Below are 11,551 nucleotides of genomic sequence, written 5' to 3'. Positions count from 1 at the left end.
CGCACTTTCAGCGTTCAGAAGATCAGCCTATGAACGGGTTGAGGAACGGGTCGATGGCAACTGCCAGGAACAGGATCGACAGGTAGGTGATGGATCCGTGGAACACGCGCATTGCCTTCAACTGGGTTCCGCTCAGACCCTTCTTGGCGCGCTTGAGGAAGGTGATGCACTCCCACAGGAACCAAGCACCGGAGCCCAGAGCGACAACCGCGTAGAGCGGCCCCATGGGCGCCAGCGGGATAACTGCCAGGGATGCTGCGATCATGGCCACGGTGTAGCCGATCATCTGCACGCCGACGGTCTTCGGCGGAACCTTGTTCGGAAGCATCGGAACATCCGCAGCTTCGTAGTCCGCCTTGTACTTAATGGCCAGCGGCCAGTAGTGCGGCGGAGTCCAGAAGAACACCACCAGGAACAGCGCGACGGGAGCCCAGTCGAGCGAACCGGTGACAGCTGACCAGCCGATGAAAACCGGCATGCAGCCAGCGGCGCCTCCCCAGACGATGTTCTGGGTGGTGCGGCGCTTGAGGATCATGGTGTAGAAGACGGCGTACAGGAGGATCGCGGCGGCGGTCAGACCGGCCGCAACCCAGTTGGTGAAGCCGCCCATCCACAGGATCGAGCCGATGGCCAGCGTGAAGGCGAAGATCGTTGCTTCCTTCACCGAAATTTCACCCGTGACGAGCGGACGGGTTTCGGTGCGCGCCATGCGGGCATCGATATCGCGGTCGAAAATCGAGTTGAAAACAGACGCCGATGCGGCTGCCGCCGAACCGCCGATCAGGGTGGCGATGATGAGCCACAGGTTGGGCAGTCCGCGTTCGGCAAGGAACATCACCGGCGCCGTCGTAACGAGCAGAAGCTCGATGACGCGGGGTTTGGTGAGCGAAACGAACGCCATGAAGCGGCTGCGGTTCTCAACCGAAGCAGCCGGTCGCTGTTCATCCCGAAGACGCTGCAGCGGACGTTCTGCTTGGTGCTGCTGATGAGCGCTCACGCATTCACTTCCTGTTAATCGACGCGAAGATTCTCACTGGATTTTCCCAGCGTCCGCTCATTCTATCTGCTGTGCCTGTGAATACCAGCTCCCACCCGGTGCGCGCGCCCGTTACAGTTGGTGTGGACGCACGTCAACAGGAGGAACCTACGCATGAGCCCGCTGAACTGGTCTGCCGAAGATCAGGCTGCTGTCAACACCGCTCGACTTCTCGCCGCTGATGCCGTTCAGGCCGCCGGCAATGGCCACCCGGGCACGGCGATGAGCCTCGCCCCGGCAGCGCACTACCTGTACCAATACGCGATGACCCACAGCCCCGCCGACCCGGACTGGGTGGGCCGCGACCGTTTCGTTCTATCGGCCGGCCACGCCAGCCTCACGCAGTACGTTCAGCTGTTCCTCACCGGCTACGGGCTGGAACTGGACGACATCAAGCAACTGCGTCAGTGGGGTTCGCTCACTCCCGGCCACCCCGAGGTGGGGCACACTGCTGGTGTCGAAATCACCACCGGCCCGCTGGGCTCGGGTATTGCCAGTGCTGTTGGCATGGCAATGGCAGCGCGCCGGGAACGCGGCCTGTTCGACCCGGAGACTCCGAAGGGCGAAAGCGTTTTCGACCACAACATCTTCGTCATCGCCGGTGACGGAGACCTACAGGAAGGCGTGTCCGGCGAAGCATCGTCGCTTGCCGGCACACAGCGCCTGAGCAACCTCATCGTCATCTGGGATGACAACCGCATCTCGATTGAAGACGACACCTCGATTGCGTTCACAGAAGACGTCGAAGCGCGCTACGCCGCATACGGCTGGCACACTCAGCACGTCTCCTGGGTCAAGGAAGACGCCACCTACGTCGAAGACCTCGACGCCCTCCACCTCGCCGTGGAAGCTGCCAAGGAAGACGACCGACCGTCGTTCATCCGCCTGTCGACCATCATCGCCTGGCCCGCCCCGAACGCCCAGAACACGGGTGCTTCGCACGGCGCCGCACTGGGCGATGACGAAATCGCCCAGACTAAGAAGATGCTGGGCTTCGACCCCGAAGAGAAGTTCGCGGTCGCCCCAGCGGTCCTCGACTACACCCGAAAGGCAGCTGAGCGCGGCCGCGAAGCACAGCGGGAATGGGACGAGCGCTTCCAGCAGTGGCGCACGGCCAATCCGGAAGCCGCCGAACTGTTTGACCGTCTGCAGGCTCGCGAACTCCCCGAAGGTCTTGCAGACACCCTGCCGACTTTCGACGCCGACGACAAGGGCATCGCCACCCGCGCAGCCTCGGGTCAGGTCCTGCAGGCGCTCGGTGCGGCAATGCCCGAACTGTGGGGTGGATCCTCCGACCTCGCGGGCTCGAACAACACCCTCATCAAGGCCGACCCGTCCTTCCTGCCGGAAGACCGCTCTTCCGACATGTTCAGCGGCAATGAATACGGCCGCAACCTGCACTTCGGCGTTCGTGAGTTCGCAGCGGGCCTCATCTGCAACGGCATTGCCCTGCACGGTCCCACCCGCCCCTACTCCGGCACGTTCCTCGTGTTCTCCGACTACCAGCGCGCTGCCGTTCGCCTGGCAGCTCTGCAGAACCTGCCGAACGTGTTCGTGTGGACGCATGACTCCATCGGCCTGGGCGAAGACGGACCAACCCACCAGCCGGTTGAGCACCTCAGCTCCCTGCGCGCCATCCCCGGGCTCGACGTTGTCCGCCCCGCAGACGCCAACGAAACAGTGTTCGCGTGGCTGAAGATCCTCGAACGCACCGACGGACCATCCGGCCTCGTGCTGTCACGGCAGAACCTGCCGGTGTTCGACCGCACGGAACTGGCAGGTGCCGAGAACACCGCCAAGGGCGCCTACGTGCTTTCCGACGACGCTGACGCTGAAGTCATCCTGATGGCTACCGGTTCGGAAGTGCAGCTGGCGCTCGAAGCAGCCCAGCAGCTGCGCCACGACGGCACGGCAGTGCGCGTCGTTTCGATGCCCAGCCACGAATGGTTCGACGCACAGCCTGCCGACTACCGCGACAGCGTTCTGCCATCACACATCCGCGCACGCGTTTCGGTTGAAGCCGGTTCGGCCATGAGCTGGCACCGCTACCTCGGAACGGACGGACGAGCCGTGTCACTCGAACACTTCGGCGCATCCGCCGACTACAAGCGCCTCTACCAGGAATTCGGCATCACCGCCGACGCTGTTGTCGCCGCCGCCCGCGAATCCATCCGCGCGGCCAAGGGGGAACAGTGAGCCTTGAAGCACTGAGCACAAACGGCGTATCCATTTGGCTTGACGACCTTTCGCGCACGCGAATCGAATCCGGTTCGCTCGCGAAGTCCGTGGCGGAAGACTCCGTCGTCGGTGTGACCACGAACCCGACGATCTTCGCAGCCGCACTTGCGGAAGGAAGCGGCTACGAAGACCAGCTGAGCGAGCTCAAGGCGAGCGGCACCTCGACAGAAGATGCCGTTGATGCCCTGACCGTTCGGGATGTCCAGCTCGCCTGCGACATCCTCAAGCCGGTATATGACGCAACGGGCGGTCGTGACGGTCGCGTGTCGATTGAGGTGCCGCCGACGCTCGCTCACGATGCCGAGGGCACAGCCGAATGCGCGCGCAAGCTGCACCGCATGATCGACCGCCCCGGCGTCATGATCAAGATTCCCGCGACCCCCGAGGGCCTGCGGGCCATCACCGCGGTCACGGCTGAGGGCATCAGCGTCAATGTCACGCTGATCTTCTCGCTCGATCGCTACCGCCGGGTGGTTGAGGCCTACATCAACGGCCTTGAAAGGGCGCGAGAAGCAGGCCACGACCTCGGCACCATCCATTCCGTGGCATCGATCTTCGTGTCTCGCGTGGACACAGAAGTAGACAAGCGCCTGGAGAACATCGGCACCGACGCGGCTATGGCGCTGCGCGGCAAAGCCGGCATCGCCAACTGCCGTGCCGCCTATCGCATTGCCGAAGAGCAGTTCAGCTCGGAGCGCTTCGCAGTTCTCGAAGCAGCCGGTGCCAACCGTCAGCGTCCGCTGTGGGCCTCGACCGGCACGAAGAACCCCGAGTACCGCGACACGCTCTATGTTGAAGAGCTCACGGCCCCGGGAACGGTCAACACAATGCCGGAGAAGACCCTGCGCGCCTACGCCGACCACGGCGAGGACAAGGGCGACACCGTCACCGACACTGCCGCCGAAGCCAGCAGCGTTCTTGACGCTTTGGCCGCTGCGGGCATTGACTACGCCGACGTTATGCGGGTTCTGGAAGAAGAGGGCCTGCAGAAGTTCGACGACAGCTGGGCTGAGCTGGTGCAGACGGTCGAGGAGGGTCTGCGATGAAGGTCGTCCTCTCCCCCGCCTCCGCTGAATCCTACGAACACGAACTCGCGATCCTCACGGAAGCTCACGCCGCGTCGCGCCTGGCCGCGCGTGACGCGCACCTATGGGGCGAGTCGACCGCGAAGACGGCTGAGAACCGTCTCGGCTGGGTTGACCTGCCCGCTTCAGATCACCCGGAGATCGCCCGCGCAGAAGAGCTGCGACACGAACTCGCCAAGCGAGGCGTGCACCGTTTCGTCCTGTCCGGTATGGGCGGATCGTCACTGGGTGCGGCTGTTATCGCCAAAGCTCTCGAGGTAGAGCTCACCTTCCTGACAAGCACCGCACCAGCCGCTGTGCGCCGAGCTTTCGGCGATGATCTCAAGCACACGGGGCTCATTGTCGCCTCGAAATCCGGCACAACGGTCGAAACCCGGTCACACTTGGCTGCCTTTGAGGCGGCTTGTGCCGACGCTGGGCTCGATGCGGCTGAGCGCCTTGTCGCAATCACCGACGCAGGTTCGGAACTCGATGACGCTGCGCGCTTTGCCGCGGTATTCACGGCTCCCGCCGATGTCGGGGGACGCTATTCGGCCTTTACGGCCTTTGGACTTGTGCCGGCGGTTCTTGCCGGCGGTGATCCGCGTTCACTGGTGGATTCAGCCGCAAAGTGCGCAGCTGTCCTCGCTGGCGACGAAGACAACCCGGCAATGGAACTGGCAGCGTTCCTTTCCAGTGCGCATGCCCGCGATGTTGACAAGCTCGTCCTTGCCGATCAGACAGGTGTTGGTCTGGGCGCGTGGATTGAGCAGCTCATCGGCGAATCACTCGGCAAAAACGGCAGGGGTCTGCTGCCGATCGCGGTTGAAGATCCGGCCTCGGAACTCATTCAGAATGCCGGCCCGGATGTCAGCACTGTCGTGCTGGCCTCGAGCGGCGCTGAATACACGGAACCGCCAGCCCCCGTGTCTGGTCATTTCGGCGCGGTCTCGGGTTCGCTGGGCGGCGCACTCTACCTGTGGGAGTTCACAACCGCCCTCCTTGCCTTCTCGACGGCTGTTGACCCTTTCGACCAGCCTGACGTCGAATCAGCTAAAGTCTCTGCCCGCGCAGCGCTTGCCGATCCGGAATCCGTGCAGAGCATGGATCTGGTCTTCAGCTATGAAAACATCGACGTCTACGGTGATGAACACACACTGGGCAGCGTGCGCAGCATCAGCGGTGCCGTTCGCGCATTGACCGATGCAGTGCCGGAGTTCGGCTATCTGGCCATCCAGGCTTTCGTCGATCCGGACCGCTTTGCTGCGATCGGCGCTCTTCGCGAAGCAGTTTTCCGTCTGACCGGTGTTGTGACAACATTCGGCTACGGCCCCGCGTACCTGCACTCCACGGGCCAGTACCACAAGGGCGGACGCAATAACGGTGCGTTCATCCAGATCACGGCTGACCGTGTCGGAGATGACCTTCCCGTTCCGGGCAAGGACTGTACGTTTGCACAGCTTCTCCGAGCCCAAGCCGATGGCGACGCAGACGCACTCCGGCGTGCCGAACGTCCCGTGATTCGCCTACACTTGCGGACTGACGGCTGGGAGCAGCTCGGCCGGTCTCTAGGCCTGGAAATATAACGGAATCAGAACCTTCCTGGTCGGAACTTGTGCATTCTCTCAGCATTTCCCCTAAGGTGAGTTCATGGCGTGGATCACAGTGACTCTGTGAATTCACAGCTGAGACCATGTACCCGAACTTCGGAGAGATTATGATCTCTGGCTCACGACCAGATTTCCTGGCACAAGAGGGCTCGTCACTCGAGTCCGTCGACGCGACCATTCAGAGCATTCTGGGACCGTTCTCAGACTGGCTCAACAAGGTGGTCTTCTACGCGCCGAGTGTCGGCGGCGTCGAGATTCCGCTCATCGTCGTCTGGCTTATGGCCGGCGCTATCTTCCTGACCGTCTACTTCCGGTTCCAGCCGTTCACCGGCCTGAAGTACTCCTACAAGGTGGTTCAGGGCCGCCTGACCCGAAAGACGGACCCCGGCCAGGTGTCATCGTTCCAGGCTCTTGCCACCGAACTCTCCGGTACGGTAGGGCTCGGCAACATTGCCGGTGTGGCTGTCGCCATTACGATCGGCGGTCCGGGCGCTGTCCTGTGGATCATCATCTTCGGCTTCCTCGCCATGACTATGAAGATGGTCGAAGCAACCCTTGGTGTTAAATACCGCGAAGTCGATGACAAGGGCGAAGTCATCGGCGGCCCCATGTACTACCTGCGCAACGGTCTGCGCGAAAAGGGCATGCCCGGCTTCGGTTCCTTCCTCGGCTACTTCTACGCCATCGCAACCCTCGTCGGCGTGTTCGGCGCAGGCAACCTGTTCCAGGCCAACCAGGTCGCCATGCTCGTACAGAACGCCACCGGCGGCGAGGAATCGTTCTTCGCCGGTCGCCTGTGGATCATCGGCCTCATCATGGCGATCCTCGCCGGTATTGTGATCCTCGGCGGCATCAGCCGCATCGCACAGTGGACTTCGGCTATCACCCCGCTCATGGGTGTCATGTACGTAGCATGTGTCCTCATCATCCTCGTCATCAACGTGCAGCACCTGCCGGGCGCTGTCGGCGCCATCTTCACCGGCGCATTCACGGGTGAAGGTGTGACCGGCGGTATCGTGGGTGTCGCAATCGTCGGTATTCAGCGAGCTCTGTTCTCGAACGTCGGTGGTGTTGGTACCGCAGGTATGGCCCACGCAGCAGTCAAGACTCGCCACCCCGCAACTGAGGGCTTCACCGCCCTGTGGGAGCCGTTCGTCGACTCCGTCGTCATCTGCACCCTGACCGGTCTGGCCATCACCGTCACCGGTGTCTACCAGGGTGACGCCAGCGGCGACGGCATCGTCCTGACCACCGAGGCATTCGCCACTGTCACCTCGTGGTTCCCGATCTTCGTCACCGTTGCTGCCGTTCTGTTCGGGTTTTCGACAGTGCTGTCCTACGCCTACTACGGCGAGGTTGCGATCGGGTTCCTCACCAAGAAGAGCCGTGCTGCCGTCCTCGCCTTCCACATCGTGTGGATCCTCGCAGTCGTCATCGGTTCGGCTATGACCCTGGAAAGCGTTGTCGGCATTTCCGACGCCACGCTGTTCATCATGGCCTTCCCGAACCTCCTGGGCATCTACTTCCTGGCACGCAGGGCTAAGAAGGAAATCTGGGTCTACCGAGCCCGCGTCAAGGCCGGCACCCTCGACGAGATCCCGGAAGACCTGCAGGTGGGTCTCCGCGACCACGAACCGACACAGCAGCAGATCGACGAGGAATACGCTCGTCTGAAGGCAGAACGCGAAGAACAGTCGCGTGTCCGCAAGGCATTCCGCAAGATCACTGCTGATCGTCGCGAAGGACGCGAAGACAAGCACACCAAGCTGTAACAACAGCTTGAAACGCACGGCGGAGCTTTCCGCCTGAACGACTGAGGGCCCCGTAGCCATGTGCTGCGGGGCCCTCAGTCGTTCGTCAAAACTTCCTACGTGCGCCTTCCGCGCCATTCCCCTCACCTGGAATCCACCCATCGGCAGCAGATCCACCCCTTAGCCGCGCAGAAACTCCCGGCAGCCGGAATCTGCGCCTTAGCAACAACTGCTGACGGGAGTTTCTGTTGCTAAAGCGTGGGTGACCACTGTCGGGAGTAACGTGCAGATTTGGTGCCTGTACCAACCGCGGTGGCCGCTGTTGCGGGACGCTGCCGAGGCGGGATGCCGGTAACAGCTGCCTCATCATGTGCGAGATACTCACGAGGCGGAGCTCCAGTGCCGAGGTATGTTCTGCCCCCAGCCGGGTCGGCACCTCGGACCTACGCCCGAGCAGAAAGCCTCCGGACAGCACAAAAGCGCCGCTGCCACACGGGCAGCGGCGCTTCAGAGATCAGCCCTCTTACTGGAAACGGACGATAAGTCCCAGAAGAACAATAGCGGCAACCCACACGATCGCGGTGAGCGCGGTGAACCTGTTGAGGTTGCCTTCAGCGACACCGGACGCACCAAGGTTGGCGCTCATGCCGCCGCCGAACATGTCGGACATGCCGCCGCCCTTGCCTTTGTGCAGAAGAATGAACAGCACAAGAATGAAGCTCGAGAGCACGAGTACGCCTGTCAGAATCCACGTCAGAATAGTCACGCCGGATATCCTATCAGTCAGCCGAAGCTCGTACAGCGCTCAGGCACAGCGTGGCGAAACCTGTCGGATCGAGGCTCGCTCCTCCGACAAGGGCACCATCGACATCAGCCTGGCGCATGATGTCGCCGACATTGTCCTGGTTGACGGAACCGCCGTACAGAATGCGCACCGACTGCGCGAATGCATCCCCGTAGGAATCACTCAAGAGCCCGCGGACGGCCGTAGCCATCGTGCCGGCGTCCTCAGCCGTCGCGGTTTCGCCAGTGCCGATAGCCCACACGGGTTCATAAGCGATGACGAGTCCTTCAAAGTCGTCCGCAGACTGTCCTTCAAGCGCCCCAGTTACCTGCGACAGGGTGTACTCGATGTGGCTTCCCTCTGCACGGACTTCCTGCGGTTCGCCCACACAGAGAATCGGCGTAAGCCCGTGGCGCCGCGCGGCGCGAACCTTCTGACCGACGAGCGCGTCGTCCTCACCGTGGTGTGCACGGCGCTCGGAGTGGCCGACGACAACGTACTCGCAGCCCAGCTGGCTGAGGAAACGACCGCTGATTTCGCCGGTGTAGGCGCCTTCGTCGTGAACTGAGAGGTCCTGTGCCCCGTAAGACACTGGAACCTTGTCGGCCTGGACGAGTGTCTGCACCGAACGGATATCGGTGAACGGTGGGATCACTGCGATGTCAGCGGTCGAGCCGTCGAAGCGCGCGTCGCGCAGCGACCATGCCAGCTTCTGGACCGAGGCGATCGCCTCGAGATGATCGTTGTTCATCTTCCAGTTGCCGGCCAGGAGTGGTTTGCGGGTCATTGCTGTGCTTTCAGTTGAGTGCTGTCAGTCCGGGCAGTTCTTTGCCTTCGAGGTATTCGAGGCTCGCACCGCCGCCGGTCGAGATGTGGCCGAAGTCGTCATCAGAGAAGCCGAGAGAGCGCACCGCCGCGGCGGAGTCTCCCCCGCCGACAACTGTGAGCCGGCCATCGGCCTCGGAACCGTGGGCGGTGGTCAGCGCCTCGGCTACCGCCTTGGTGCCGGCTGCGAAAGCAGGGATTTCGAAGACTCCCATGGGACCGTTCCAGAAGACCGTCTTGGCCTGCTTGATGATCTCAGCGAAGTGCGCCGCGGATTCAGGCCCGATGTCGAGGCCAAGAGCATCCGCACCGGCCGGGGTGTCCTCGAGCGCGTCAACCGGTGCAACCCAATGCTGCGCGTCCGCACCGAACTTTTCCGCCATGACGATGTCGGTGGGCAGCACGATGTCAACACCGGCCTTTTCGGCCTTTTCGAGGTAGCCCTTGACAGTGTCGATCTGGTCCTCTTCCAGCAGCGAAGACCCGACCTCGAAGCCCTGGGCTTTGAGGAAGGTGAAGACCATACCGCCACCGATCAGCAGCGAATCAGCGCGATCGATGAGCGAATCGATGACGCCGAGCTTGTCCGACACCTTCGAACCGCCGAGGACAACCGCGTACGGGCGCTTGGGATCGTGCAGCAGGCGTTCGCTCACTTCGACTTCAGCGGCGACGAGACCGCCCGCGAAGTGCGGAAGGCGTGCAGGAAGGTCGAAGACGCTGGCCTGCTTGCGGTGAACAACACCGAAACCGTCAGAGACGAAGGCCTCCCCCAGGGCTGCCAGCTGGTCCGCGAAGGCGCCGCGTTCGGCATCGTCCTTCGATGTTTCGCCCGGGTTGAAGCGCAGGTTCTCCAACAGCAGGACTTCGCCGTCGGCCAGCGCGCCAGCGCGGGCTGCTGCGTCTTCACCCACGGTGTCCGTGGCGAACTGCACCGGACGGCCGATGGCCTCAGCCAGTGCCGGGGCTACGGGACCAAGGCTGAACTCGGGGTTCGGTTCGCCCTTTGGACGGCCCAGGTGCGCAATGACGATGACGCGAGCACCCGCTTCGGCCAACGAGGCGATGGTCGGAGCGGAGGCCTCGATTCGGCCGGGGTCGGTGATGGTGTCGCCGTCCATCGGCACGTTGAGGTCAGAACGAACGATGACGCGCTTGCCGGCGAAGTCGCTCGGATTGGTGAGAGTCTGCATAGTGTCCTTTTCTCAGTGCCGTTGTTCAGAGGCGTTCGGCTACGTAGTTTGTCAGATCGACCAGGCGCTCGGAGTAGCCCCACTCGTTGTCGTACCAGGAAACGACCTTGATCTGGTCGCCGACTTTGCGGGTGAGCTGAGCATCGAAGATCGAGGAGCGGTCTTCCATCACGATGTCCGAGGACACGATCGGGTCTTCCGTATACCCGAGAATTCCCTTCAGCGGGCCCTCGGCGGCCTTCTTCACCGCTGCGTTGACTTCTTCGACCGTGGCGGCCTTGCTGGGGAGGAACGTCAGGTCGACAAGCGATCCCGTGACGACCGGCACGCGGACTGCGAAGCCGTCCAGCTTGCCTTCGAGTTCAGGCAGAACCTTGCCGACGGCATTTGCAGCACCGGTGGTTGTCGGCACGATGTTGACAGCGGCAGCACGTGCACGGCGCAGGTCCTTGTGCGGCCCGTCGACGAGAGCCTGACCACCCGTGTAGGCGTGGATCGTGGTCATGATGCCGGATTCGATGCCGAACTCTTCGTGCAGGACCTTCGCCAGCGGAGCCAAGCAGTTGGTGGTGCATGACGCATTCGAGAACACGTGGTGCTTCTGCGGGTCGAAGTCTTCGTGGTTGACGCCCATGACGAACATGCCGTCGTCTTTTTTGCCCGGAGCTGACAGAAGAACCTTCTTAGCACCTCCGTCGATGTGCTTCTGGGCCTGGTCGCGCTTGCGGAACTTGCCGGTCGCTTCGATGACGATGTCGACGCCGAGCTCACCCCACGGGATGTCAGACGGGTCTTTGTGGGCGCTGGCGTGGATCGTCTTGCCATCGATGATGAGTGCGTCGTCGGTGTGTTCTACGGTGCCGCCGAAGCGGCCCCACACGGTGTCGTAGCGGAACAGGTGGGCGAGGCTTGCGTTGTCGGTGAGGTCGTTGACGGCAACCACTTCGAGCGAAGTGTTCCCGGCGAGGATCTGGCGCAGGACGGAACGGCCGATGCGGCCGAACCCGTTGATTCCGATGCGGACTGTCATGGTGTCTGCCTTTCGCGTGT

9 protein-coding genes are annotated in these 11,551 nt (G+C 62.6%); 4 read left to right on the top strand and 5 right to left on the bottom strand.

The genetic code is table 11. From position 1 onward, the window contains the following. Positions 1-22: 22 nt before the first annotated feature. Positions 23-997 carry a heme o synthase gene (locus HMPREF3172_RS06985; protein WP_019175062.1) on the bottom strand — a complete coding sequence of 325 codons (975 nt, stop codon included), beginning with the start codon at positions 995-997 and terminating at the stop codon, positions 23-25. Positions 998-1,150: 153 nt separating this feature from the next. On the opposite strand from HMPREF3172_RS06985, the gene tkt reads away from it, so the two are divergent. From tkt to HMPREF3172_RS06965, 4 genes are all read left to right on the top strand, one after another. Continuing rightward, a complete protein-coding gene (tkt, locus tag HMPREF3172_RS06980) occupies positions 1,151-3,232 on the top strand; it encodes a transketolase (RefSeq protein WP_070516432.1) in 2,082 nt (693 codons plus the stop codon). Further along, positions 3,229-4,320 (top strand): transaldolase, encoded by a 1,092-nt coding sequence (gene tal / locus HMPREF3172_RS06975; protein WP_083281455.1) that lies wholly within the window; start codon positions 3,229-3,231, stop codon positions 4,318-4,320. Before tkt ends, tal begins: the two co-directional genes overlap by 4 nt. Then, entirely contained in the window at positions 4,317-5,924 is a 1,608-nt protein-coding gene (locus HMPREF3172_RS06970; RefSeq protein ID WP_070516428.1) for a hypothetical protein, read from the top strand. The genes tal and HMPREF3172_RS06970 overlap by 4 nt, the downstream gene beginning before the upstream one ends. Before the next feature lie 131 nt (positions 5,925-6,055). Next, positions 6,056-7,720 (top strand): alanine/glycine:cation symporter family protein, encoded by a 1,665-nt coding sequence (locus tag HMPREF3172_RS06965; protein WP_256173277.1) that lies wholly within the window; start codon positions 6,056-6,058, stop codon positions 7,718-7,720. 502 nt (positions 7,721-8,222) lie between these two features. Here HMPREF3172_RS06965 and secG read toward each other — a convergent pair. Genes secG through gap form a run of 4 tightly spaced genes read right to left on the bottom strand, consistent with a single transcriptional unit; the run spans position 8,223 to position 11,531 of the window. Beyond that, positions 8,223-8,465, bottom strand: coding sequence for a preprotein translocase subunit SecG (gene secG / locus HMPREF3172_RS06960; protein ID WP_082784752.1), 243 nt, complete (start codon positions 8,463-8,465; stop codon positions 8,223-8,225). Between the two features lie 13 nt (positions 8,466-8,478). Then, positions 8,479-9,270: a triose-phosphate isomerase gene (tpiA, locus tag HMPREF3172_RS06955; protein WP_070516425.1), complete on the bottom strand. Its 792-nt coding sequence runs from the start codon at positions 9,268-9,270 to the stop codon at positions 8,479-8,481. Between the two features lie 10 nt (positions 9,271-9,280). Further along, the gene (gene pgk / locus HMPREF3172_RS06950; RefSeq protein ID WP_070516423.1) at positions 9,281-10,501 is read right to left on the bottom strand and encodes a phosphoglycerate kinase; all 1,221 of its coding nucleotides are present in this window, start codon (positions 10,499-10,501) and stop codon (positions 9,281-9,283) included. 25 nt (positions 10,502-10,526) lie between these two features. Beyond that, entirely contained in the window at positions 10,527-11,531 is a 1,005-nt protein-coding gene (gene gap / locus HMPREF3172_RS06945) for a type I glyceraldehyde-3-phosphate dehydrogenase (RefSeq protein WP_062021263.1), read from the bottom strand. Positions 11,532-11,551: the final 20 nt, after the last annotated feature.

This window comes from Brevibacterium sp. HMSC08F02 (assembly GCF_001807555.1).
GTDB classification, from domain to species: domain Bacteria; phylum Actinomycetota; class Actinomycetes; order Actinomycetales; family Brevibacteriaceae; genus Brevibacterium; species Brevibacterium ravenspurgense.
This window is presented reverse-complemented; position numbering and strand designations above follow the sequence as displayed.

Excerpts from the sequence above, each read along its gene's own strand:
- tkt (WP_070516432.1), top strand. The coding sequence starts at position 1,151 with ATGAGCCCGCTGAACTGGTCTGCCGAAGATCAGGCTGCTGTCAACACC.
- HMPREF3172_RS06970 (WP_070516428.1), top strand. The coding sequence starts at position 4,317 with ATGAAGGTCGTCCTCTCCCCCGCCTCCGCTGAATCCTACGAACACGAA.
- HMPREF3172_RS06965 (WP_256173277.1), top strand. The coding sequence starts at position 6,056 with ATGATCTCTGGCTCACGACCAGATTTCCTGGCACAAGAGGGCTCGTCA.
- tpiA (WP_070516425.1), bottom strand. The coding sequence starts at position 9,270 with ATGACCCGCAAACCACTCCTGGCCGGCAACTGGAAGATGAACAACGAT.
- pgk (WP_070516423.1), bottom strand. The coding sequence starts at position 10,501 with ATGCAGACTCTCACCAATCCGAGCGACTTCGCCGGCAAGCGCGTCATC.
- gap (WP_062021263.1), bottom strand. The coding sequence starts at position 11,531 with ATGACAGTCCGCATCGGAATCAACGGGTTCGGCCGCATCGGCCGTTCC.